At 70.0% G+C, this 23,729-nt stretch carries 23 protein-coding genes; 9 read left to right on the top strand and 14 right to left on the bottom strand.

What is annotated here, in order from left to right; all coding sequences use genetic code 11:
- The first annotated feature begins 122 nt into the window (after positions 1–122).
- A complete protein-coding gene (locus ASD47_RS08790; RefSeq protein ID WP_056754701.1) occupies positions 123–1,202 on the top strand; it encodes a phosphotransferase family protein in 1,080 nt (359 codons plus the stop codon).
- Positions 1,203–1,316: 114 nt separating this feature from the next.
- Here ASD47_RS08790 and lpxK read toward each other — a convergent pair whose 3' ends face one another.
- From lpxK to ASD47_RS08765, 5 genes are all read right to left on the bottom strand, one after another.
- Positions 1,317–2,324: a tetraacyldisaccharide 4'-kinase gene (gene lpxK, locus ASD47_RS08785; RefSeq protein ID WP_056754585.1), complete on the bottom strand. Its 1,008-nt coding sequence runs from the start codon at positions 2,322–2,324 to the stop codon at positions 1,317–1,319.
- The gene (locus tag ASD47_RS08780; protein WP_235525830.1) at positions 2,321–3,616 is read right to left on the bottom strand and encodes a 3-deoxy-D-manno-octulosonic acid transferase; all 1,296 of its coding nucleotides are present in this window, start codon (positions 3,614–3,616) and stop codon (positions 2,321–2,323) included. Before ASD47_RS08780 ends, lpxK begins: the two co-directional genes overlap by 4 nt.
- Positions 3,613–4,596 carry a cation diffusion facilitator family transporter gene (locus ASD47_RS08775; RefSeq protein WP_056754582.1) on the bottom strand — a complete coding sequence of 328 codons (984 nt, stop codon included), beginning with the start codon at positions 4,594–4,596 and terminating at the stop codon, positions 3,613–3,615. The genes ASD47_RS08780 and ASD47_RS08775 overlap by 4 nt, the downstream gene beginning before the upstream one ends.
- A 121-nt stretch (positions 4,597–4,717) precedes the next feature.
- A complete protein-coding gene (locus ASD47_RS08770) occupies positions 4,718–5,431 on the bottom strand; it encodes a lysophospholipid acyltransferase family protein (RefSeq protein WP_056754579.1) in 714 nt (237 codons plus the stop codon).
- A complete protein-coding gene (locus tag ASD47_RS08765) occupies positions 5,428–7,218 on the bottom strand; it encodes an ABC transporter ATP-binding protein (protein WP_056754576.1) in 1,791 nt (596 codons plus the stop codon). The genes ASD47_RS08770 and ASD47_RS08765 overlap by 4 nt, the downstream gene beginning before the upstream one ends.
- Positions 7,219–7,356: 138 nt before the next feature.
- On the opposite strand from ASD47_RS08765, the gene ASD47_RS08760 reads away from it, so the two are divergent.
- On the top strand, positions 7,357–8,022 hold the full coding sequence (locus ASD47_RS08760) for a tyrosine-protein phosphatase (protein ID WP_056754573.1): 666 nt from the start codon (positions 7,357–7,359) through the stop codon (positions 8,020–8,022).
- A 145-nt stretch (positions 8,023–8,167) separates the two neighbouring features.
- Here ASD47_RS08760 and ASD47_RS08755 read toward each other — a convergent pair whose 3' ends face one another.
- The 6 genes from ASD47_RS08755 to folE all read right to left on the bottom strand — a co-directional run bounded on the left by ASD47_RS08755 (position 8,168) and on the right by folE (position 13,823).
- Positions 8,168–8,392 carry a DUF4170 domain-containing protein gene (locus ASD47_RS08755; RefSeq protein ID WP_056754571.1) on the bottom strand — a complete coding sequence of 75 codons (225 nt, stop codon included), beginning with the start codon at positions 8,390–8,392 and terminating at the stop codon, positions 8,168–8,170.
- Positions 8,393–8,416: 24 nt separating this feature from the next.
- Positions 8,417–9,202 carry a 3'(2'),5'-bisphosphate nucleotidase CysQ gene (locus ASD47_RS08750; RefSeq protein WP_056754568.1) on the bottom strand — a complete coding sequence of 262 codons (786 nt, stop codon included), beginning with the start codon at positions 9,200–9,202 and terminating at the stop codon, positions 8,417–8,419.
- A complete protein-coding gene (locus ASD47_RS08745) occupies positions 9,199–10,530 on the bottom strand; it encodes a TldD/PmbA family protein (protein ID WP_056754565.1) in 1,332 nt (443 codons plus the stop codon). Before ASD47_RS08745 ends, ASD47_RS08750 begins: the two co-directional genes overlap by 4 nt.
- Positions 10,531–10,590: 60 nt before the next feature.
- Positions 10,591–10,992, bottom strand: a complete 402-nt coding sequence (locus ASD47_RS08740) for an MAPEG family protein (protein WP_056754562.1) — start codon at positions 10,990–10,992, stop codon at positions 10,591–10,593.
- Positions 10,993–11,237: 245 nt separating this feature from the next.
- Positions 11,238–13,070: a M14 family metallopeptidase gene (locus tag ASD47_RS08735; protein WP_056754558.1), complete on the bottom strand. Its 1,833-nt coding sequence runs from the start codon at positions 13,068–13,070 to the stop codon at positions 11,238–11,240.
- Positions 13,071–13,181: 111 nt separating this feature from the next.
- Positions 13,182–13,823 carry a GTP cyclohydrolase I FolE gene (gene folE / locus ASD47_RS08730; protein ID WP_056754555.1) on the bottom strand — a complete coding sequence of 214 codons (642 nt, stop codon included), beginning with the start codon at positions 13,821–13,823 and terminating at the stop codon, positions 13,182–13,184.
- Between the two features lie 181 nt (positions 13,824–14,004).
- Here folE and cysS point away from each other — a divergent pair, with 181 nt between their 5' ends.
- From cysS to ASD47_RS08700, 6 genes are all read left to right on the top strand, one after another.
- Positions 14,005–15,393 (top strand): cysteine--tRNA ligase, encoded by a 1,389-nt coding sequence (cysS, locus tag ASD47_RS08725; RefSeq protein WP_056754552.1) that lies wholly within the window; start codon positions 14,005–14,007, stop codon positions 15,391–15,393.
- Between the two features lie 196 nt (positions 15,394–15,589).
- Entirely contained in the window at positions 15,590–16,051 is a 462-nt protein-coding gene (locus tag ASD47_RS08720; protein ID WP_056754548.1) for an SRPBCC domain-containing protein, read from the top strand.
- Positions 16,052–16,056: 5 nt separating this feature from the next.
- Positions 16,057–16,518, top strand: a complete 462-nt coding sequence (locus tag ASD47_RS08715; protein WP_056754545.1) for an iron-sulfur cluster assembly scaffold protein — start codon at positions 16,057–16,059, stop codon at positions 16,516–16,518.
- 54 nt (positions 16,519–16,572) lie between these two features.
- Positions 16,573–16,827, top strand: coding sequence for a membrane protein insertion efficiency factor YidD (gene yidD, locus ASD47_RS08710; protein ID WP_056754542.1), 255 nt, complete (start codon positions 16,573–16,575; stop codon positions 16,825–16,827).
- Positions 16,824–18,788 carry a threonine--tRNA ligase gene (gene thrS / locus ASD47_RS08705; protein ID WP_056754538.1) on the top strand — a complete coding sequence of 655 codons (1,965 nt, stop codon included), beginning with the start codon at positions 16,824–16,826 and terminating at the stop codon, positions 18,786–18,788. Before yidD ends, thrS begins: the two co-directional genes overlap by 4 nt.
- Positions 18,789–18,799: 11 nt before the next feature.
- Positions 18,800–19,726 (top strand): glycosyltransferase family 2 protein, encoded by a 927-nt coding sequence (locus ASD47_RS08700; RefSeq protein WP_056754535.1) that lies wholly within the window; start codon positions 18,800–18,802, stop codon positions 19,724–19,726.
- Positions 19,727–19,763: 37 nt separating this feature from the next.
- Here ASD47_RS08700 and ASD47_RS26595 read toward each other — a convergent pair whose 3' ends face one another.
- From ASD47_RS26595 to ASD47_RS08690, 3 genes are read right to left on the bottom strand one after another with little or no spacing between them, the layout of a single operon-like run.
- The gene (locus ASD47_RS26595) at positions 19,764–20,180 is read right to left on the bottom strand and encodes a hypothetical protein (protein ID WP_156402177.1); all 417 of its coding nucleotides are present in this window, start codon (positions 20,178–20,180) and stop codon (positions 19,764–19,766) included.
- Between the two features lie 32 nt (positions 20,181–20,212).
- Complete coding sequence (locus ASD47_RS08695; protein WP_056754534.1) at positions 20,213–21,115, bottom strand: hydroxymethylglutaryl-CoA lyase; 903 nt, start codon at positions 21,113–21,115, stop codon at positions 20,213–20,215.
- Entirely contained in the window at positions 21,112–22,851 is a 1,740-nt protein-coding gene (locus ASD47_RS08690) for a glycosyltransferase family 39 protein (RefSeq protein WP_056754696.1), read from the bottom strand. The genes ASD47_RS08695 and ASD47_RS08690 overlap by 4 nt, the downstream gene beginning before the upstream one ends.
- A gap of 55 nt (positions 22,852–22,906) precedes the next feature.
- Here ASD47_RS08690 and ASD47_RS08685 point away from each other — a divergent pair, with 55 nt between their 5' ends.
- The gene (locus ASD47_RS08685; protein ID WP_056754531.1) at positions 22,907–23,656 is read left to right on the top strand and encodes a glycosyltransferase family 2 protein; all 750 of its coding nucleotides are present in this window, start codon (positions 22,907–22,909) and stop codon (positions 23,654–23,656) included.
- The last annotated feature ends 73 nt before the right edge of the window (positions 23,657–23,729 follow it).

Below are 23,729 nucleotides of genomic sequence, written 5' to 3'. Positions count from 1 at the left end.
CCCTTTTTCGACGGGGCCCTTGTAGCCGGCTTTCAACGGAACGCTCAAGCCCCGGAGGAGAGGCTTGCGTCGCGGCGCCCAGGCTCTAATGTTCATTCAAACAAGTGTTGGGGAGTATGCGCATGGCCGCGAGCGAACCGTCCGTCCAGGACCTCAATTCCGGAACCAAGCCCGTCGACCCGCGCCACGCCATCGACGAGGCCCGGCTGGCGGCCTGGCTGGAGGCCCATGTCGACGGCTACCAGGGCCCGCTGGAGGTGCGCCAGTTCAAGGGCGGCCAGTCCAACCCGACCTACCAGCTGGTCACGCCGTCGAAGAAGTACGTCCTGCGCCGCAAGCCGCCGGGCAAGCTGCTGCCCAGCGCCCACGCCGTCGATCGCGAGTTCAAGGTGATCTCGGGCCTGAACAGGGCGAACTTCCCCGTCGCCAAGGCCTACGCCCTGTGCCTGGACGAGGACGTGATCGGCACGATCTTCTACGTGATGGACAATGTCGAAGGCCGGATCCTGTGGGACGGGACCCTGCCGGACTACGCCCCGGCCGAGCGCCGGGCGATCTACGAGGCCGAGATCGCCACCCTGGCGGCCCTGCACACGGTCGACTACGCCGCCGTGGGCCTGGCCGATTATGGCAAGCCCGGCAACTACTTCGCCCGCCAGATCGACCGCTGGACCAAACAGTACAAGGCGTCCGAAACCCGGACGATCGAGGCCATGGACCGGCTGATCGCGTTTCTGCCGGCGAGCTGCCCGGCCGACGACGTCACCTCGATCGTCCATGGCGACTACCGCCTGGACAACATGATCCTGCACCCCAGCGAGCCGAAGGTGGTGGCGGTGCTGGACTGGGAGCTGTCGACCCTGGGCAATCCGCTGGCCGACTTCAGCTACTTCCTGATGAACTGGGTGATGCCGTCCGACCAGCGCGGCGGCCTGGCCGAGATCCAGGATCTCACCGCCTATGGCGTGCCCACCATCGACGAGGCCGTGGCGCAGTACTGCCGGCTGACCGGCCGCGACGGCTTGCCGAACCTGGACTGGTACTTCAGCTACAACCTGTTCCGCCTGGCCGGGATCTGCCAGGGCATCGTCGGCCGGGTGCGCGACGGCACGGCCGCCAGCGCCCATGCCGAGCTGATGGAGGCGCGGGTGCCGGTGCTCGCCCGGGGCGCCTGGGAATTCGCGCAGAAGGCGGGAGCTTAGCAACAGATCCTCCCCCTCTGGGGGAGGTGTCGCGGAGCGACGGAGGGGGACCGCTGAGTCGGCGGGTGAAACCCCCTCCGGCCCTTTGGGCCACCTCCCCCAGAGGCGGAGGATCTAAAGCCCCGCCCTCTCCAGCAACGCCCCCAGCGCCCCCTCGTCCTCGAACCGCGCCCTAACCGGCCAGGCCGTCACCCGGTCGCGCCAGGCCGGCGGCAGCCGCACCCAGTCTTTCTCGGTCGTCACCAACCCGGCGCTGTAGGTCGCCGCCCGCTCGGCCAGGAAGGTGAGGGTCGCCTCGTCGTATTCGCCGTGGTCGGGATAGGGCGCGAAGTCGACCAGATGACAGCCGGCCGCCTTCAGGGCCCGCTCCACCTTCCACGGCTTGCCGATGCCCGCGAAGCCGACCTGCCGACCCTTGGGCGGCGGGGTGGCGGGCTCCAGCCGGGCGATCAGCACCGGGGTGTCGCCGAACAGGGCCAGCAGGTCGGGGTCCGCGGCCGGCAGGTCGCCCGGCAGCAGCACGATCACCGCGTCGGTGCGGGCCAGGCTGGCCGCCAGGGGTTCGCGCATCGGCCCGGCCGGGAACACCTTGCCGTCGCCGAACGGCCATTCGTCCTCGCGGGTCTCGCCGTCGACCACCACCAGCGACAGGGTCTTGCGCAGGTCGGGGTTCTGGTGGCCGTCGTCCATGACCACCACCTCGGCCCCGGCCGCGGCGGCGCGACGAGCCCCCAGCACCCGGTCGCGCGACACCCAGATCGGGAAGTCCTGGGCCAGCATCAGCGGCTCGTCGCCGACGTCGCGGGCGGCATGCCGCAGCGGGTCGACCTGGACCGGCCCCTTCAGTCGGCCGCCATAGCCGCGCGACAGGCCGTGGGCGCGGCGGCCGCGCTGGGTCAGGGTCAGCAGCAGCTCTCGGACGATCGGCGTCTTGCCCACCCCGCCGACCGTGAAGTTGCCGACGCAGATCACCGCGCAGTCGGCGCCGCGCGGCTGGGTGCGGGCGATCCGCCGGGCGGTCTGGGCGGCCCAGAGCCACGACAGCGGGGTCAGCAGGGCGCGGGTCAGCGGGCTGGGGGCGCCGTCGCGACGGTACCACCAGCGCGGGGTGGCCAGCTTCATGCCCGCGCCTCCGCGTCGAGCAGGGCGAGGATGCGGTCCAGCCCCGCCCGCGCCTCGGCGTCGCGCCGGGCGACGAACGCCCGGGCGTTCGTCGCCTGCCGCTTCAGGACCTCTGGCCGGGCCAGCAGCTCGGCCAGCCGCGCGCCCAGCACCGAGGCGTCGGCGAAGGTCACGCCGTCGGCGTCGCGCAGGTCGGCATAGGCGGTCAGCCAGTTCTCGACATGCGGGCCGGAGACGATCGGACAGTCCAGCCGCGCCGGCTCCAGCGGATTGTGGCCGCCGATCCCCTCCACCAGGCTGCCGGCCACCAGGGCCAGGTCGGCCAGCCGGTACCACAGGCCCAGCTCGCCCAGGGTGTCGGCGACGATGACCTCGGCGGAGTCGTCGGGTTCGCGACTGCGCAGGCAGGTCGTGGCGCCCGCGGCCAGGGCCATGTCCGCGATGGCGGGGCCGCGTTCAGGATGGCGGGGGACGATCACCAGGCGCGGACGGTCATAGTCGCTGTGGGCGGGCAGGGCGCGCCAGGCCGCCAGCACCCGCTCGTCCTCGCCCGGATGGGTGCTGGCGGCCAGCAGCAGCGGCCGGTCGCTGAGCCGCACGCGCAGGCTGGCCAGGGCCGCCGCGTCGACTGGCAGCGGCGCCGCGCCGAACTTCAGGTCGGCCTCGCCGGCCACGGTCCCGCCCAGGCTGGACAGGCGCTCGGCGGCGCGGCCGTCCTGGGCCAGGATCAGGTCGAAGCCGCTGAACAGCTCGAAGGCCGCGAACGGCCGGGCCCGCCAGCCGGCGTAGCTCTTGTCCGACAGCTTGGCCGAGACCAGGGCCAGCCTCACCCCGCGCGCCTTGGCGGTCAGCAGCAGGTTGGGCCACAGCTCGCTCTCGACGAACACCGCCAGGTCGGGCCGCCAGTGGTCGAGGAACCGCCGCGCGCCGCCCGGGGTGTCGACCGGCAGGAACTGGTGGACCGCCCCGGCCGGCAGGCGCCGAGCCAGCAGGTCCGCCGAGGTGACGGTGCCGGAGCTGACCAGCACCGCGACGTCCGGACGCTCGGCCCGCAGCCGCTCGACCAGGGGCAGGATCGACAGGCTCTCGCCGACGCTGGCCCCGTGCAGCCAGACCAGCCGCCCAGAGGGGCCCATTGGCGGGCGCGGGATCCTGGGCCGGCCCAGCCGCTCGTGCAGCCGGGCGCGGTCCTCCTTGCCGGCCTGGGCCCGGCGGCTCAGCAGCAGGGGCGCGAACGGCTCCAGGACGGTGGTCGCCGCCCTATAGAGCGCCAGGGACAGGGGAAGGCTCACACCGCGTCCGCGCCGGCCAGGTGGCAGGTGGCCACGCCGCCGCTCTCGACCTGGATGGTGACGTGGCCGATCTTGAAGCGGCTGGACATCTGGCCGCAGATCTCGTGCAGGAACTGGTCGTTGTCGGGGTTCTCGGGGCGGACCAGGTGGGCGGTCATGGCCGTTTCCGTGGTGCTCATCGCCCAGATGTGCAGGTCGTGGACCTCGGTCACGCCGGGGCGCTCGGCCAGCCAGGCCCGGACCGCCTTGGGGTCGATGCCGCGCGGGGCGGCGTCCAGGGCCAGGTCCAGGCTGTCGCGCAGCAGGCCCCAGGTGCCCAGCACGATCACCGCCACGATGCCCAGGCTGACGACCGGGTCCAGCCACAGCCAGCCGGTGGCCCACATGGCGGCGGCGGCCACCACCACGCCGGCCGAGATGGCGGCGTCGGCGGCCATGTGCAGGAAGGCGCCGCGGATGTTCAGGTCGTCCTTGGAGCCGCGCATGAACATCAGGGCCGTGGCGGTGTTGATGGCGATGCCGATGGCCGCGACGATCATCACCGGACCGGTCTCAATCGGCTGCGGGTCGGCGAAGCGGCGCACGGCCTCCCAGGCGATGGCCCCGACCGCCACCAGCAGCACCACGGCGTTGGTCAGCGAAGCCAGGATCGTGCCCTTGCGCAGGCCGTAGGTGCGCCGCCCGGCCGGGGCCTTCCTGGCCAGCACCACCGCGCCCCAGGCCATGAACAGGCCCAGCACGTCGGACAGGTTGTGGCCGGCGTCGGCCAGCAGGGCCAGCGAGTGGGTCATCAGGCCGGCGATGGTCTCGGCGACCACGAAGCCGATGTTCAGCGTGGTGCCGACCGCGAAGGCCCGGCCGAAGTCCTTGGGCGCATGGCTGTGGCCGCCGGGGCCGTGGTGGTGATGGCCGTGGTCGTGGCCGTGCGCATGGCCGGGGCCATGATCGTGGTGATCGTGGTCGTGGTGATCGTGCGGCATGGGTCTACATCCCACCAAGGGGGAGGCCTTTCAACCCAGGTCGGGGACACGCCCTTGCGGCGTGTCCCCTTCCGACGCACCGATCCCGGTGGGGACACGCCGCAAGGGCGTGTCCCCGAACTCAAACCCCGTCCGGCTCCGCACCCACCAGCGCCTCCGCCCGCCGGGTCACCGCCGACAGCTGGGCCGCCCAGTCTTCGACCAGCGCGTCCGGATCATCCCCGCGTCCGGCCATCGTCGGCGCGCTCCAGACCATCGCCGCCTTGGCGAACGGCAGGGGGATGACGGTGCGGTCCCACGAGCCCAGGCGGATGCAGGGCTTGGCGGCCAGGCCGACGAAGATCACCGGGGCGCCGGTCACCCGGGCCAGGGAGGGGGTGCCCTTCTCCATGCGCTCGGCCGGGCCGCGCGGGCCGTCGGGGGTGATGGCGATCCCGCCGCCGTCCTTGACCCACTTGATCATGTCGCGGAAGGCCTGCTCGCCATGCTTGTTCTTGGCCGGGTCGGTCTTCTTGGTCGACGAGCCGCGGATCGCCGGGAAGCCCAGCTTCTCGACGGTCTGGGCGATGAACTCGCCGTCGGCCGAGCGCGAGATCAGGGCCCGCATGTCCTGGCGGCCGGGATCCTGCGGCCAGGTCAGCGGCGACATCGGGATGCGCGCGTGCCAGAAGCACAGAATCGCCCCGACCCCGGTCTCGCGGCCCTCGGCCCAGACCGCCTCGGCGTGCTCCTGGCCCTCGCGGGTCAGGCGCAAGGTGCGGAACACCAGCCTGGAATAGCCGGCGAAGATCGACGAGACGATCTGGATCACCAGCGGCCAGCGCAGCGGCCTCATGCGCCGACCTCCGGGGAGGTCGCGGGCAGGTGGTCCAGGTCCTGGGCCTTGGCCAGGCGGGCGTAGAGGCCCTTGTGGCGCACCAGGGCCGCGTGGGTGCCGGTCTCGACCACCCGGCCGCGGTCGATCACATAGATGCGGTCGGCGTCCTTCACGGTCGACAGGCGGTGGGCGATGACGATGGTGGTGCGGCCGGCCATCAGCCGCTCCAGCGCCGCCTGGACCTGGGCCTCGCTCTCGGTGTCCAGCGCGCTGGTCGCCTCGTCCAGCAGCAGGATCGGGGCGTCCTTCAGGAAGGCGCGGGCGATGGCGATGCGCTGGCGCTGGCCGCCCGACAGCCGCGCGCCGGCCTCGCCGACCAGGGTGTCGTAGCCCAGCGGCAGGTCCGAGATGAAGTCGTGGGCCGCCGCCTGGCGGGCCGCGGCCTCGATCTCATTCTCGGCGGCGCCGGGCCGGGCATAGGCGATGTTGGCGCGGATGGTGTCGTCGAACAGGAACGGCTCCTGGGTGACCAGGGCGATGCGGTCGCGCAGGGAGGCCAGGGTCACGCCGCGCACGTCGTGGCCGTCGATGGTCACCGCCCCCGCGGTGACGTCGTAGAAGCGCGGGATCAGGTTCAGCAGCGAACTCTTGCCGCCGCCGGACGGACCGACCAGGGCGACCGTCTCGCCGCGCCGGGCCTGGAGCGAGACCTCGTGCAGGGCCGGGGCGTTGTCGCCATAGGCGAAGCTGACGTTGTCGAAGACGATGGTCGCCTCACCGGGCGGCAGGACCTTGGCGTCGGCGGGATCGACGATGGCCGGCTCGACGTCCAGCTGCTGGAACAGCCGGCGGGCGGCGATGAAGCCCTCGCTGAACACCGTCTGCAGGTTGGCGACCTGGCGCAGCGACTGCAGGGCCATGGCCAGCGCGCCCAGGAAGGCCGTGAACGCCCCGGCGGTCATGCCGCCCGTGCCCGCCCGCCAGCCGGCATAGGCGAAGACGCAGGCGGTCACTAGGGCACCGAAGGTCTCGGTGGCCGGCGCGGCCATGGCCTTGGCGTTGGAGCCCTTGATCAGGTGGCGCTGGCGGCGATCGATCACCTCGGCCACGCGGCCTTCTTCATAGGCCTCGCGGTTCTCCATCTTGACGATCTTGACGCCGTCCAGGCTCTCCATGATCGCGGTCGACAGGTTCGAGGTCTCGCCCATGGCGCCCTTGGCGGCCTTGGTGGTCTTCTTCGAGAACCGCCGGATGAACAGGCTGGCGACGGGAGCGATGACCAGCACGCCGGCCGCCAGCATCCAGTCCAGCCGGAACATCACCACCAGCGCCCCGATCACGGTCAGGAATTCGCGGGTGTAGTTGACCAGGCCGCTGGTCGCCGCCTCGCGGATCAGGGTGGCGTCGTAGAGCATCGACGAGACGTACGAGCCCGAATGGGCGCCGCGCAGGCGGGCCAGGTCCGAGCGCACCAGCTTGCCGAACAGCCGCACCTGCATGTCGCCGACCACGCCGTTGCCGATGCGGTTGATCGAGGTCGTCTGCAGGACTTGGAACAGGCCGCGGGCGATGGCGATCGCGGCGATCAGCAGCGGAATGCGCACCAGGGCGCCGGGCTGGGGATGGGTGATCAGCTGATCGACGGCCGGCTTGAGGACCTCGACCAGGGCGGCGCTCAGCCCGGCGATGATCGCGGCGCTGAGCATCGCCAGCACCAACCGGTTGCGACGCGGCCGAAGATACTCGCTCCAGATCCGCGCGGCGAGGACGCGGTTGGGGGCTTGTGGCGCGGCGGGATCGGTCATGGCGGCAGGGGTCGGACGTCGGGGCGGGGCTGTCAAGCTCAGCCATGGCCTGTCATTGCGGCGGGGGTGCGGCGCTGTGGCTTTTGCATTACAGGGCTGTGGCGCCTAATTAGGCCTCGTTCACGAAGGATCGCCCGCTTGCCCGGCTACGACACCACCACCCGCTGGGGACGCTTTCGCACCTACCTCTCGTACCTGTGGAACGACCACGCCTATCTGCGCCTGGGCTTCAAGAACGACCACTGGATCAGCCCCGAGCTGGTGCGCACCAACCAGCCCTGGCCGCACCAGCTGGCCGCCTGGAAGAAGCAGGGCATCAAGACCGTCATCAACCTGCGCGGCGGGTTCGACGGCAGCTTCTACGCCCTGGAGAAATACGCCTGCGACAAGCTGGGCCTGAAGATGGTCGACTTCGTGATCACCTCGCGCGAGGTCCCGATCAAGGAGCGGGTGCTGGGCGCGCGCGACCTGTTCGAGACCATCGAATACCCGGCCCTGATGCACTGCAAGTCGGGCGCGGACCGGGCGGGGATCATGAGCGTGCTCTACGTCCACTACCGCCTGGGCCTGCCGATCGAGGCGGCGATGGAGCAGCTGTCGTTCAAGTACCTGCACATCAAGCAGGGCAAGACCGGCGTGCTGGACTACACCTTCGAACGCTACCTGGCCGACGCCGCCCCCAAGGGCCTGACCTTCACCCAATGGGTGGAGAGCCCCGACTACGACCCCGTGAAGATCAAGGCCGACTTCCGGGCCGGGATGATCGGCGGGATCGTGACCGAGGGATTGCTGCGGCGGGAGTGATTTTCAGGTCCTCCCCCCGTGGGGGAGGTGTCGGCGAAGCCGACGGTGGGGGGAGTGATGCGGCCTCGACCACCATCTGGATCGACGATCCAAAGACTCCCCCCACTGGCCTTCGGCCGCCTCCCCCACAGGGGGAGGGTCTGGATCAATCCACGCTCGGATCCAGCAGCTTGTGGGCGTGGATGATGAAGTACCGCGCGTGGGCGTTGTCGACCGTGGCCTGGGCCTTGGCCTTCCAGGCCTTGTGGGCGTCGGCGTAGCTGGCGTAGGCGCCGACGAACTCGACCTTCGACAGGTCGCGGAACTCGATATCGGAAACGTTCTTCAGTTCACCGCCGATCACGAGGTGAAGAAGCTGCTTGTCGCTCATGGCGTGGAATTTCCTGCGCGGAAGTTATCGTTGCGGCAGGTCGATATGCCCGACGCGTGACAGGATCAACGGGTGAAGCGCGCGATTGGCGCAAACCACGCTCGGAAGCAGTGGATTTGCCCGGTTGTAGGCGAAGGCGGAGCCCTTGTGGTCGGTCAGGACGGCGCCGGCCTCGGCGCAGATCAGGTCGGCGGCCGCCAGGTCCCATTCGTTCTTGGGCGACAGGGCGACCGCCGCGTCGAAGGCCCCGGCGGCCACCAGGCACAGGCGGTAGGCGATCGAGTTGCGGCTCTCCACCCGCATCGGCGGCCACGGCTCGGCCCAGACCGGATGGGCGAACATCTTGGCGTCGCCCAGCATGGCGGCGTCCTCGAGGTCGTCGGTGTCGCTGGGGCTGACCGCCGTCCCGTTCAGGGTCGCGCCGCCGCCCGCGACGGCCGTGTAGGTCTCGTCCAGGGCCGGGGCGTGGACGACGCCGGCGACCGGACGACCGTTCTCGACCACGGCGATCGACACGGCGAACCAGGGCTTGCCCTTGATGAAGGCCACGGTGCCGTCGATCGGGTCGACGACGAACTGGCGCGGCGTGGCCAGGCGGGCCGGATCGTCGGCCGTCTCCTCCGACAGCCAGCCATAGCCGGGCCGGGCCGCGCCCAGGCGGTCCTTCAGCAGGGCGTCGACGGCCAGGTCGGCGTCGGTGACCGGCGAGCCGCCGTCCTTGGACCAGATCTTCAGGCCCTCTCCGCGGGCCGAGAGCGCCAGGGCCCCGGCCTCGCGCGCCGCCGTCAGGATCAGGTCCAGGTCGGTCATTTTCCGGCGATCGCCAGGGCGTCGACCAGCAGGGACGGGCTGTTGCTGGCCCCGCGGAGCTCCAGGTCCGAGCCGGGGACCAGGCGGGCGTAGATGTCGATCAGGTTGCCGGCCACGGTGATCTCGGTGACCGGGCCGGTCGAGACGCCGTTCTCGAACCAGAAGCCCGAGCAGCCCACCGACCAGTCGCCGGTGTTGCCGTTCAGCGAGGGGCCGAACATCGAGGTGACCAGCAGGCCCGTTCCGGCGTCGGCCATCAGGCCGGCCAGGTCGCGGTCGCCCGGCTGCAGGGTCAGGTTATGGGTCGAGACGCCGGACGGGCCGGCCAGGCCGCGCGAGGCGTGGCCGGTGCTTTCCAGGCCCAGCTGCTTGGCCGAACTGACGTTCATCAGCCAGGTGGTCAGCACGCCGTCGTCGATCAGGGCGCGGGCCTCGCAGGCCACGCCCTCGTCGTCGAACGGGGCCGAGCCCAGGCCGCGCGGGCGGAAGGGATCGTCGAGCAGGGTCACGCCCTTGGCGAAGATCTGCTGGCCCAGCCTGTCCTTCAGGAACGAGGTCCCGCGGGCGATCGACGGGCCCGAGATCGCGCCGATCAGCGGGCTTAGCAGCGACATGGCCAGGCGGTTCTCGAAGATCACCGGGGCGGTGGTGGAGTCCAGCTTGCGCGGGTTCAGCTTGGCGACGGCCAGCTCGCCGGCCTTGGCGCCGATGCTGTGGGGGCTGGGAAGGTCGGCGGCGTGGCGGGTCGAGCGGCCCTCGCCGCCGCGCTCCATGCCCGCGCCCTCGCCGGCGATGGCCGAGGCCGAGACGCCGAAGCCGCTGGCCTGGTGCAGGCCGGAAAAGCCTTCGCTCGTCACGAGCCGCCAGGTCGAGGCGCTCCACGACGACGAGCCGCCGTCGGAATTGGTCACGCCCTCCACGCCGCGGGCCGCGGCCTCGGCCTCGCGGGCCTGGGCCTCCAGGGTCTCGGCCGAGGGTTCGGTCGGGTCGTAGAGGTCCAGGTCGCGGAACGGGCCGCGGGCCAGGCGCTCGGCCGGGGCCAGGGCGGCGTAGGGGTCCTCCGGCGCCAGGCGGGCCATGGCCACGGCCCGGTCGATCAGCTTGGCGCGGCCCTCGGCCGAGATGTCCGAGCCGGACACCGTGGCGCTGCGCTGGCCGACGAACACCCTAAGGCCGACGTCGCGGGACTCCTCGCGCTCGACCTCCTCCAGTTCGCCCAGGCGGACGCTGACGGAGAGGGATTGGCGCTGCGCGAACACGGCTTCGGCGGCGTCGGCGCCCGCGGTTCGCGCGGCGGCGAGCACGTCATGCAACAGGTTTTCGTCCATGCGGTCTTATGGACGAGGGCGCGGGGCGGGGGCAAGCGCTCCGGCTTCGGAAGGGACCGTTCAGCCGATCGCGTAGAACAGCAGGGCCACCGCGCCGAAGATGTAGGCCACCCAGGTGCAGATCATGCCGATGGCGCGCGGGATCGAGGCGCCGCCGCTGTTGGACAGGCCCACGGCGTGGATCAGCCGGCCGGCGAACAGGACCAGACCCACCACGTGGATGGCCAGGGGCGGGGCGCCGACCAGGGCCAGGACGATGATCGCCGCCAGGCCGACGGGGACGTACTCGCTGGCGTTGCCGAAGGCGCGGATGGCCCGGGCCAGCTCCGGAATGCCCTCGTCGCCCAGGGCCACCTTGTGCTTCTGCCGCAGCCGCACGACCAGCAGCGACAGGGTCAGCAGAAGCAGGACGTGCAGCCCGACCCACAGGGCGGCGGCGTGTCCGGAAGCGAGGGTGTCCATCGGTCGTCACTCGCGAAACTCGAAGTCGAACTGGCCGGCATAAGGCCCCGCGTTCGACGGGGCTGGCAAGGCCGATCGTCGGGCAGGCGACTAAACCCCACCCTCCGCTCATCCCGGCGAACGCCGGGACCCAGATGGAATGGCTTTGAGGCTGACGCCAAGGGTGCTGAGCCTATCCAGCCCGCCACACCGCCATCGGATCTGGGTCCCGGCGTTCGCCGGGATGAGCGGGTTTTTCGGGGTTTCTAAAGCTCCCGACCCACCGGATAGAGCCGGTAGCGGTCGTCGTAATAAGGCGTGCGCTGGTAGAACCAGGCCAGGCGGGCGTCGGGATCGGCGGCGAACTTCGGGTCGGCGGCCAGCCTGGCCTCGAACTGCGCCTTCAGCCTGGGATCGGCGGCCAGCATCTTCTCGGCCAGCGGGGCGATGGCGTAGCCCTCGATATATTCGACGCGCTGCAGCACCTCGGGGAACATGCCCCAGGCGAAGAAGCTCTCGTCGCTTTCCGGCTCCAGCAGCAGGGTCGCCAGTTCGCCCAGCGGCTGGTCGGTCGGGACGCGCACCGAGCCGGCGGGGAAGGTCACCGTGCGGGTCTCGTGGGTGACCGGGCCGGCGGCGATCTCGACATGGCCCTCGCTGGCGCGGGCCGCGAGCTTGGGGGCGGTGAAGCGGATCATGTCGACCGACACCGCTCTGGGCGCCGCCAGGGTCTCCATCGCTACGCCGTGGAGGCGCAGGCGCTCGATCACGTCGGGCTTGGCCGAGGAGACCCAGTAGGCCTTGGGCGGGGTCAGTTTCAGCGACGGCTCGGCGGCGTAGAGCGGTAGCGACCACGGCTGGGGATCGGGCTTGCCAAGCCAGCGGATCTCCTTGCGACCCGAGGCCGGGGAGTCGTAGGTCTCGTACCGCACGCCCAGAAAGCTCACCGTGCGCAGGGGCTTGTCGCCCCCGCCGCCGAAGCTGGTCCCGAAATTGGCCTCGACCACGGCCGGCCGCCGGGCGCGGTCGACGTCCTCGGCGGCCCGCAGGGCGGCGCCGTCCCTGGCCAGGACCTTCAGCGTCTCCTCCAGCAGGACATAGGTCCCAAGCACCCGCTGCCGATACGGCTTGAGCGAATGGTTCTCGACCAGCACCGTGGCGATCCGGGCCGTGTCGCCATAGCCGTTGGAATAGCGCAGCGAGGCCGGCGAAGCGCCCAGGCCCTTCTTGGGATCGCGGTCGTCCAGGGCGAAGACCAGTTGGCCGGGGATGTGTCCCGCCGCCTTCAGCCCGGCTTCGGTGGCTGGCAGGAAGGTGTTGTCCAGCCACGCGCTGGTGGCCTTGGACCGCGCGAAGTCGCCCAGATAGCCGGCCCAGCCATAGGTGATGTCGTACTGGTAGTCCTCGCCGTCGGTGACGTGGATGTCCATGTAGAGGTCGGGCCGGACCGTGTTGATCAGGCCGATCATCGCCCGCATCTCGGGCGCGTCGAGCTTGCCGTAGTCGCGGTTCAGGTTGAGGTTCTGGGCCGTGTGCCGCCAGCCCTGGACCGCCGGGCCGCGCTGGTTGGGGCGGCTGTAGGGCGACGCGCGTTCGTGGCCGTCGACGCTGAGGATCGGCACGAAGACCAGGTTCACGCCGTCCAGCAGGGTGTCCTTGCCGTGGAAGGCGATGTCCCGAAGCAGCATCATGCCGGCGTCCTTGCCGTCGATCTCGCCGGGGTGGATGCCGGCCTGGACCAACAGCACCGGCTTCTTGGGATCGAACTTGGCGCCGTCCTTGGAGGCGTAGACCACCAGCAGGTCGCGGCCCTCCGGCGACCGGCCGAAGGTCTCCATGCGGACCAGCGGCGAGGCGGCGTCCAGCTTTTCCAGCCAGGCGCGGGTCTCGGCGTAGTCGGGCGAGGCGGTCAGGCGGGTCCGCTCGGACGGCGTGATCCAGGGATCGGACGGCTTGGCGACCAGCTTTTCGCTGGCCCCATGCCAGGCGAGCGGCGGGGGAAGGATGTCGGTATCCCAGGGAGCCTTGGTGGGGGTCTCAGCCATGGTCACGCTCGCCGTCATCGCGACGGCCAGGGCCGCCAGACACGTCTTCAACATCTCAGGCGCTCTCCGGCTCCCGGTCGGGGACGCGCCCTTGCGGCGTGTCCCCAAGTCGTGGCTGGGCTTCAAGGGACACGCCGCGAGGGCGCGTCCCTGGCCGAGGGCGTACTACCTCCGCGCCGCCAGGTCCATGAAGCGCTGCTGCAGGATCTTGTCGGTCTTGAACACGCCGCGGAACTGGGTGGTGATGGTCGAGACGTCGTGGTGGCGCACGCCGCGCGTCGACATGCACTGGTGCTCGGCGTCGATCAGCACGGCGACGCCGGCGGCGCTGAGGTGGTCCTCGATCGAGTCGGCGATCTGCATGGTCATGGTCTCCTGGGTCTGGAGACGCTTGGCGAAGATCTCGACCAGCCGCGCCAGCTTCGACAGGCCCACGACCTTGCCGGTCGGCATGTAGGCCACCCAGGCCTTGCCCAGGAACGGCGCCATGTGGTGCTCGCAGTGGCTCTGCACGTCGATGCCGCGCAGCATGACCATGTCGTCATAGCCCTGCACGTCCTCGAAGGTGCGCGACAGCTCAACGGCCGGGTCGCCGCCATAGCCGGCGAACCATTCGCCATAGGCGTCGACCACGCGCTGGGGCGTGTCGAGCAGGCCTTCGCGGTCGGGGTTGTCGCCGGCCCAGGCCAGCAGGGTCCGGACGGCGGCCATGGCCTCGTCTCGGGTGGGGCGCTGGGCGGGTTCAAGATCAAGACCGGTATCGCTGCCGAGGCCGATCAGGGTTCGCTCGCGGGTCAGGGCGTCCATGTGCGGGAAGGGTCTTTCCACGGGCTGAGTTGCGCCAGGACGCCTTTCGCCCTGGAATTACGCGTGCCACCCGTCGCGCGCCTTGAGCCATTTCAACCATGGTCGTGCGCGCGTGCTCCCGTTATATGGGGCCAATCCGTATCCCCGCAACACTCCCGCGACGTCAGGCCGCCCCGTTCCCATGACCATCAAGCTGTACGACACCATGGCGCGCGAGAAGCGCGACTTCGCCCCCGCCGATCCGAGCCGGGTGACGATGTATGTCTGCGGGCCGACGGTCTACAACCACGCCCATATCGGCAATTTCCGCCCCGTCGTGGTGTTCGACGTGCTGTTCCGCCTGCTGCGCCACGTCTATGGCGAGGATGCGGTGGTGTATGCCCGCAACGTCACCGACGTGGACGACAAGATCAACGCCAAGGCCACGGCCGAGGGCGTGGCGATCAAGGTGATCACCGAACGCTACCTGGCCGCCTACCACCAGGACGCCGACGCCCTGCTGGCCCTGCGCCCGACCCTGGAGCCCAAGGCCACCGAGCACATGGGCCCGATCGTCGAGATGATCGGCCAGCTGGTCGACAACGGCTCGGCCTACGCCGCCGAGGGCCACGTGCTGTTCGACACCCAGGCCTTCGCCGACTACGGCCAGCTGTCGGGCCGCGACCTGGACGACATGATCGCCGGGGCGCGGGTCGAGGTCGCGCCGTACAAGCGCCATCCGGCCGACTTCGTGCTGTGGAAGCCGTCCAAGGAGAACGAGCCCGAGTGGGACAGCCGCTGGGGCGCGGGCCGTCCGGGCTGGCACATCGAGTGCTCGGCCATGATCGACAAGGCGCTGGGCCGGACCATCGACATCCACGGCGGCGGCATCGACCTGACCTTCCCGCACCACGAGAACGAGCTGGCCCAGAGCCGCTGCGCCCACGACCAGCCGGTCCTGGCCAACTACTGGCTGCACAACGGCTTCCTCGACATGTCGGGGGAGAAGATGTCGAAAAGCCTGGGCAACGTGATCATTCCGCACGAGCTGCTGAAGACCACGCCGGGCGAGGTGATCCGCTGGGCGCTGCTGTCGGGTCACTACCGCCAGCCGCTGGACTGGACGCCGGAGCTGGTCGAGCAGAGCAAGAAGGCGCTGGACCGCTTGTACGGCGCCCTGCGCCGCGCCAAGACCGTCGAAGCCGGCGAGTCCGAGCCGTCGGACGAGGTGCTGGCCGCCCTGTCGGACGATCTCAACACGCCGTTGGCCGTGTCGGGCTTCTTCGAGCTGTCCAGCGCCATCGAGCGGGCGGTGACGGCGGGCGACGAGCCGGCGATCGCGGCCAACAAGGGACGGCTGCTGGCTTCGGCCGGCGTGCTGGGCTTCCTGCAGGCCGACCCGGACGCCTGGTTCGAGGGCGACGCCGACGACGACCTGAAGGCCAAGGTCGAGGACCTGCTCAAGCGCCGGGTCGAGGCTCGCACCGCCAAGGACTGGACCGCCGCCGACGCCATCCGCGCCGAGCTGGACGGCCTGGGCGTGGTGGTCATGGACGGCCCGGCCGGCGCGACCTGGCGGATGAAGGACTAGGCGCTTTGGGACTGGCGCCGAACTAAATTACATCCATAATCCGCTCATCCCGGCGAAGGCCGGGACCCAGATCCTCGAGCGAGGGCGGATGACTGGATGGGCGCGGCGCTCCTGGCGTCCGCCGCACAGCCATTCCATTTGGGTCCCGGCGTTCGCCGGGATAAGCGGGGTTTTGAAAGCTGCTGGACGGACACCCATGCAACGCGCCGTAGAATACCGCACCGGGGTGCTGGCCCCCGCCGAGATCGTCTGGGAAGTGATCTCCGACTTCGCCGCCTGGAAGGACTGGAACCCGGTCCACCCGCGCATGGAGGGCGAGATGCGCATCGGCACGCCGCTGCGCTTCGACCTGGTGGTCGGCGACGCGCCGGCCCAGCCCGCCGAGGCCGTGGTCCAGGACTGGGTGCCCTATGAGCAACTGCATTGGCGCACCAAGCGGCTGAAGGGCTTCGTGACCGCGATCCGTTACCTGGAGATCGAGAAGATGAGCGACATCGGCTCCACCTTCTCGAACGGCGAGCTGTTCATGGGCCCGCTGGTCCGCTTCGTCAGCCGCGACGAACGCCGTCGCCTGAGGGCCGCCTTCACCCGGATGGGCGAGGCGGTGAAGGCGCGGGCCGAGCTCCTCTGGTCGCAGCGCCAGAACACCCCCACATAAGCGGCATGATCGACGACCTCTATTCGGCCCGCATCCTGGGTCTGGTGGCCAACATGCCCCGGGCCGGACGGCTGGCCGCGCCGGACGCCAGCGCCGAGAAGACCGCCAAGCTGTGCGGCAGCCGGATCGTGGTCGACGTGACGGTCCGTGACGGCAAGGTCGCCGACTTCGCCCAGGACGTGGCCGCCTGCGCCCTGGGCCAGGCTTCGGCCGCCATCCTCGGCGCCCAGGTGGTCGGGGCCGAGCTTTCCGAGATCGAGTTGGCCCGCGACGCCTTGCGCGCTATGCTGAAGTCAGGCGGCCCGCCTCCCGAGGGCCGATTTGCGGAGCTCGCCGTGCTGCAGCCGGTCAAGGACTATCCCGCCCGTCACGCCTCGACGCTTTTGGCGTTCGAGGCCACGGTCGAGGCTGTCCGTATGGCCACAGGCGACACCCAAACCCGAACTAGCCGCGCCGGCGCCGCTTGATCGCGACTTTTCGCTAGTCGATAAGGTCCCGACTCCGTTCGCGAAAGCGCCGGCATGACACTCTACGAACGCACCGTCGACCTGGGCCTGCGGGCCTACAAGACGACGCTCTCGCCCTTCATCGGGCGTCAGTGCCGCTATCTGCCGACCTGCTCGGAATACGCGGCCCAGGCGCTCAAGGATCACGGACCCCTGAAGGGGTCCTGGCTCGCGGTGGGACGGATCTGCCGATGCAATCCGTTCGGCGGCTCGGGATATGACCCGCCGCCTCCGCCCCGCGGGCCGCGTAAGTGGAAATGTGAAGAATGATCGACCTGATTTTCCCCGACGGCTCGGCCCGCCAGTACCCTGACGGGGCAAGCGGCCGCGACGTGGCCGCCTCGATCTCCAAGTCGCTGGAGAAGAAGGCCCTGCTGATCAAGCTGGACGGCCAGCTGCTGGACCTGGACCGTCCGCTGACGCCCGACCTGCTGGGCGGCGGCGGCAAGTTCGAGATCATCACCCGCGAGGCTCCCGAGGCGCTCGACACCATCCGCCACGATACGGCCCACGTGCTGGCCGAGGCCGTGCAGGAGCTGTTCCCCGGCACGCAGGTGACGATCGGCCCGAACGTCGAGGACGGCTTCTACTACGACTTCGCGCGCGACGAGCCGTTCAGCCTGGACGACCTGGCCGTGATCGAAAAGCGCATGCGCGAGATCGTCGACCGCGACGAGAAGATCACGCGCGAGGAAGTCGACCGCGACGCCGCCATCGCCGACTTCGAAGCGATGGGCGAGGCCTACAAGGCCCAGATCATCCGCGACCTGCCGGCCAGCGACACGATCACGGTCTATCACCAGGGCAAGTGGAAGGACCTGTGCCGCGGTCCGCACCTGCCGTCGACCAAGCACGTGGGCAAGGCCTTCAAGCTGACCAAGCTGGCCGGCGCCTACTGGCGCGGCGACCAGAACAACGCCCAGCTGCAGCGGATCTACGGCACGGCGTGGGCCAGCGAGGCCGACCTGGAAGCCTATCTGACGCGCATCGAGGAAGCCGAGAAGCGTGACCACCGCAAGCTGGGCAAGTCTCTGGGCCTTTTCCACATGCAGGAAGAAGGCCGGGGCATGGTCTTCTGGCACCCCAAGGGCTGGAAGCTGTGGCAGACGCTGGAGGCCTACATGCGCCGCCAGCTGGATCGCGCCGGCTATATCGAGGTCAAGACGCCTCAGGTCCTGGACAAGGCCTTCTGGGAGAAGTCGGGCCACTGGGACAAGTATCGCGCCAACATGTTCGTCTGCGAGACGGTGGAAGGCGAGATCCTGTCCCTCAAGCCCATGAACTGCCCCGGTCACGTGCAGATCTGGAACGTGGGTCAGCGGTCCTATCGCGAGCTGCCCATGCGCATGGCCGAGTTCGGGTCCTGCCATCGCTACGAACCGTCCGGCGCCCTGCACGGCCTGATGCGGGTGCGGGCCTTCACCCAGGACGACGCCCACATCTTCTGCCGCGAGGACCAGATCGTCGAGGAGACCGAGCGCTTCATCCGCCTGACGCGGATGATCCACGGCGACCTGGGCATGACGACCAAGTACATCGCCCTGGCCACGCGCCCGGAGCTGCGCGCCGGCTCCGACGAGTTCTGGGACAGGGCCGAAGGCATGCTGGCCGAGGCCGCGCGGCTGGCGGGCGTCGAGCCGGTGATCGCCGAGGGCGACGGCGCCTTCTACGCGCCGAAGCTGGACTTCATCGTCCAGGACGCCATTGGCCGCGAGTGGACCTGCGGCACGCTGCAGCTGGACTATGTCCTGCCCGAGCGGCTGGGCGCCGAATATATCGGCGAGGACGGCGCCAAGCACCGGCCCGTGATGCTGCACCGGGCGATCCTGGGCTCGTTCGAGCGCTTCATCGGCATCCTGCTGGAGAACTACGCCGGCGCCCTGCCGCTGTGGCTGGCGCCGGTGCAGGTCGTGGTGGCCACGATCACGTCGGACGCCGACGACTACGCCCAGCGCGTGGCCGATCGGTTGACTTCGCTGGGCATTCGCGCAGAGGTCGATTTCAGGAATGAAAAGATCAACTACAAGATTCGCGAGCACAGTCTCGCGAAAGTGCCGGTGATCGCGGTGGTCGGGCGTAAGGAAGCCGAGAACGGAGAGGTCGCCCTGCGTCGGCTGGGCGGCGAAGGGCAGAAGGTTCTGTCGCTGGAGGACGCCGGGCGCGTCCTGACCGAGGAAGCGACCCCGCCGGACCTGGCCCGTAATCGCGCCGCGTCGCGGCCCGAGGCGTAAGTGCAGGCCTGATGAACAGTATTCTTCCCTCGCATTCGACCTTCGTCACGGGCGCGCGGCCGGTCCGGCCGCGCGTCTCCGTGGTCATGGTGGTCTACCAGACGGGAGAAGCCCTGATCAAAAGCATCGAGCACGTGCTGGCCGAGCCCCTGGTCGACGAGTTCGTGATCATCGACAACGGCTCGCCGCCCGAGGAGGCCGAACGCCTGCGCGCCCTGGGCCGCACCGAGGCCCGGGTCGTCCTGCAGCAGGGGCACGGCAATGTCGGCTTCGCGCGGGGGGCCAACATGGGGGCCGAGATCGCGCGCGGCGAATACATCGTCTTTCTCAATCCCGACGCCAACCTGCAGCAGGACTGTGTCGAAGCCCTGGTCTCGGCCTTCGAGGACCAGCCGGTCCCCACCGTGGTCGGGGCCCGGGTGATGAACACCGACGGCAGCGAGCAGCGCGGCGGGCGTCGGGGCGAGGTCACGCCGGTCACCACCCTGCTCAGCTTCGGCCACCTGACGTCGGTGTTCAAGAGCCTGGCCAAATTCGAGATCCACCGCGAGGCCGAGACGCTGCCCGAGGCGCCCGTGCCGATGCCGACCATCTCCGGCGCCTGCTTCGCCCTGCGCCGCGAGGACTTCGAACTGCTGGGCGGCTTCGACGAAGGCTACTTCCTGCACGTCGAGGACATCGACCTGTGCTGGCGGGCGCGCCAGGCCGGCGGCCAGGTGCTGTTCCAGCCGACCGCCCAGGTGATCCACCTGGGCCACACCAGCCAGGAGCACCCGCTGAAGGTCGAGTTCCACAAGGGCGTGGGCCTGTCGCGCTACTTCATCAAGCGGGCCGATACGATCCAGCGCTACGTGATCGCCGTCCTGCTGGCCCCGGCCATCCTGCTGATGAGCGTCTCGCGGCCGCTGATCTGGAAGGTCACCGGACGGCCGATTTAACCGACTCGATTACAGGTACGGAGACTGCAACTGGCGGTCACTCAGGATGGTAATCCATGTACCCCGTGCGATCGAAAACCGCGACGCCGCCGGATCGACCGCTGAGAGTCATCGTCTTTTCGGCCTGATATTCGATTCGAGGATGGTCCAGGATGACGGCTTCCGCCTCCCGGAGATCTTTGAGATCCTGGTCCGCGCATGGCCCCATCGCTGGAGCAGGCTCGTGAACTTCTGTCACACGGCCATCGGCGTAGTTTGCGACCAGTCCACACGCTGCGGCCACGCGAAAATAGCTGGGCCAAAGCGTGAGCTCTACCTTATCCGTCGCCGCCGCCCGTCCGTTCACACTGACCAGAGTGCCATAGAACACCGGGTCAGGATCCTGGCTCGTCTTTTCGGATCGATCGCAACTCGCCACCGACAGACCGCACAGCAGAAGGCTTGCGCCGATCAAAGCGCACTTCATGGATAGGCTTGGCCTGCCCTTCACGCCGGAAACCCGCCCGCCCGGGCCAGGGACGACGCCGGAGCGCTCTTGCCCAGGCGTTCGCTGATCTGGCGACCGATGGCGACCAGGGCCGACAGGTCGTAGCCGGTCTCGAAGCCGGCCCGTTCCAGCATGTAGACCAGGTCCTCGGTGCCGATGTTGCCGGTGGCGTTCGGGGCGAACGGGCAGCCGCCCAGGCCGCCGACCGAGGCGTCCAGCACGTCGATCCCGGCCTCGACGCTGGCATAGGCGTTGGCCAGGCCGGTGTTGCGGGTGTCGTGGAAGTGCATCCGCAGGCGGACGTCCGGGGCGGCGGCGCGAACCGCCTCGATCCGCCGGCGGACGGTCCACGGATCGGCGACCCCGATGGTGTCGGCGATGGCGATCTCGGCCACGCCCATCGACGCGGCGTCGCGGGCGATGGCCACGACCTGGTCTTGCGAGACCTCGCCGTCGAACGGGCAGCCGAAGGCCACCGAGATCGTGGCGGTGATCGGCGGGCCGCCCTCCACCGCCTGGCGCTCGACGATGGCGGCCAGGGCGTCGACCTGCTGGGCGGCGGTGGCGCCCTGGTTGGCCAAGCCGAAGCCGTCGGTGGCGCAGACAACCACGTTGGCCTCATCACAGCCGGCGGCTGCGCAGCGGTCCCAGCCGCGCATGTTCAGCACCAGGCCGATCCGCGAATGCCGCAGGTCGGGCGCCAGGGCGGCCTGGATCTCCTCGGCCCCGGCCATCTGCGGCACGCGGTTGGGGTTGACGAACGAGACGGTCTCGATGCGGCGGGCGCCCGCCGCCTCCAGCCGGCGGATCAGATCCAGCTTCTCGTCGACCGGCAGGGACAGTTTCTCGTTCTGCAGCCCATCGCGCGGACCGACCTCGACGATCTGGATGAAGCGGCTCATGGGCGGGCCTCCGCTTGGGTTTCGGCCGTTTGTTCGCCGGTCTCGCCGTCCGCCTCGTCGTCGGCCCGCACTGGCGCGCCGCGATAGAGCGTCAAGCGCTCCTTGTCGCCGTCGGAATAGTCGAAGCCGTCGACCACCCCGGCCGGCCGGGCGGCTTGGCCCAGGGCGGCGAGGGCGGCGCGGAAGGCTTTCTCCTGGCGGCCCTCGACCACGGCGGGACGGCCCTGGGCGACGGCCCTGGCCGCGCCGACCGGATCGGTCAGCTCGGTGGTGGTGCCCAGCAGGAAGATCATGCTGGGCTCGGAATAGCCGGTGACCGCTACGGGGCCCGGCGCTCCGCCCCGGGGCGCCAGGTCGGCCCGCTCCAGCGCCTTTTCCAGGCGCGGCGACAGCAGCAGCGGCTCCAGCCGCGGGACCAGCAGCCCGACCAGGGCGGCGTGGGCGGCGATCCCCAGCGCCCCGGCCGTGACCAGGGCGATGGCCGCGGTCCCGCGCATCAGCAGCACGGCGCCGACCACGCCCGAGGCCAGGAACAGCAGGGCGGTCAGGATCGTGGCGGGCCAGTCGCCCGGATCGCCGTATTCGACCTGCAGGTAGATCGCGCCGGCCGCGAAGACCAGGCCGGCCAGGGCCGAGAGAACCGCGCCGACCAAGCGCGAGATCCGGCCGAGCGGCGCGCGCAAGGCCGCGGCCATCAGCATGGCCAGGGCCGGCAGGGCGGGCAGGGTATAGTGGGCCAGCTTGGTCGGCAGCAGCTCGAACACCAGCCAGGTGGGGACCAGCCAGCAGAGGGCGAAGCGCACCCCCGCCGCCCGGCGCCCGGTCCAGCCCAGGGTCACGCCCGACGGCAGCAGCAGGGTGGCCGGGAACACCAGCAGGAATGCGCCCAGGGCGTAGGCGCCGAACGGTGCGCCATGGCTTTCCTGGCCGCCGGCCAGCTTGGGGGCCAGGTCGCTGCCCACGGCGGTCGACCAGAAGGTCCCGTCGGTGGCGACGGTGATCATCATCGCCCAAGGCAGGACAATGGCCGCCGCCAGGGTCAGGCCCCAGCCCCAGCCCAGGTCCTTGAGCCACGGGGCCTTGCGGTCCCAGATCCACAGCGCCGCCACGCTGAGCGCCACGACCATCAGCCCGACCGGCCCCTTGATCAGCACGCCCATGGCCAAGCCGACCCAGAAGGCCAGCTTGGTCCAGCGGTTGAAGCCCGTGCCGGTCGGCTGGCCGGCCAGGTGGGCTGCGTAGATCCGCGCCACGGCGGCCATGGCCAGGGTCGTGAAGCCGCACAGGGCCGCGTCGGTCTTGGCGATGAAGGCCTCGGTCGACAGCAGGATCGTCGCGCCCAGCATGCCGCCGGCCAGCAGGCCGGTCTTGGGGCCCAGCAGGGCCGACGCCCCCCAGGCGCAGGCCGCGGCGGCCAGCATGGCCCCCAGCAGCGAGGGGATGCGATAGGCCCAGACGCCCCGGTCCTCGACGGCCGAGAAGGCGGTGACGCTGGCCGCCTGAAGCCAGTGGATGCCGACCGGCTTCTTGAAGCGCGGCTGGTCCTGGAACTTGATGACCACCAGGTCGTCGGTTTCCAGCATCTGGGCGGTGGCCTGGGCGAAGCGCGATTCGTCGCGGTCCAGCGGCGGCATGGCGAACAGGCCGGGCAGGCCGGCGATCAGGGCCACCAGGGCGGCGAACAGCGGGCCGCGCCAGCCGCGGCTCCAGTCATCCAGGCGAGATTCAAGCGTCATCATGGTGGAATAGCACGATCCTTCTTTTAGGCTATTTTTGCGCTATGAGAGGGCGATGAACGCCTCCGCTTCCGTCTCCGCCGGCCCTGGGCCCGACTATTCCGTCGTCGTGCCCGTTTTCGACGAGGGCGGGGCGGCCCCCGCCCTGGCGCGCGAGATCGCCGCCGCCTTCGCCGGCGAGAACCACGAGATCATCTTCATCGACGACGCCAGTCGCGACGACACCAAGGCCCTGCTGGTGGCCCTGAAGGCCGAGATCCCGCAGCTGCGGGTGCTGAGCCACCGCAAGAACTCGGGCCAGAGCCGCGCCGTGCGCAGCGGCGTGCTGGCCGCCCATGCGCCGATCGTCATCACCCTGGACGGCGACGGCCAGAACGACCCGGCCGACGCGCCGCGCCTGGCCCGGGCCCTGAAGGCGGCTCCGCCCGAACTGGCCCTGGTGGGCGGCGAGCGGGTCAAGCGCCAGGACAGCTCGGCCAAGCGCTTCGCTTCCAAGTTCGGCAACGGGGTGCGCAAGCGCCTGCTGAAGGACACCGCCAACGACACCGGCTGCGGCCTCAAGGCCTTCCGCCGCGAGGCCTTCCTGCGCCTGCCCTATTTCGATCACATCCACCGCTACATCCCCGCCCTGATGCTGCGCGAGGGCTATCAGGTGGAATTCCAGCCAGTGAACCACCGCCATCGCGAGAGCGGGGTGTCGAAATACACCAATTTCGGCCGCCTCAAGGCCTCGGTGTCCGACCTGCTCGGCGTGATGTGGCTGCAGACCCGGGCCCGCAACCCGCAGGGCGTGGACGAGGCGTGAGGGCGTGCGTCCTTCGAGGCGCGCTCAGGAGCGCGCACCTCAGGATGAGGATCTCTCTGCACTGAATTCCTCA

Origin of the sequence: Caulobacter sp. Root1472 (assembly GCF_001426985.1) — a bacterium.
Taxonomy (GTDB): Bacteria; Pseudomonadota; Alphaproteobacteria; order Caulobacterales; family Caulobacteraceae; genus Caulobacter; species Caulobacter rhizosphaerae.
Note: the sequence above shows the minus strand (reverse complement) of the source record. Positions and strands in the feature narration are given on the sequence as shown.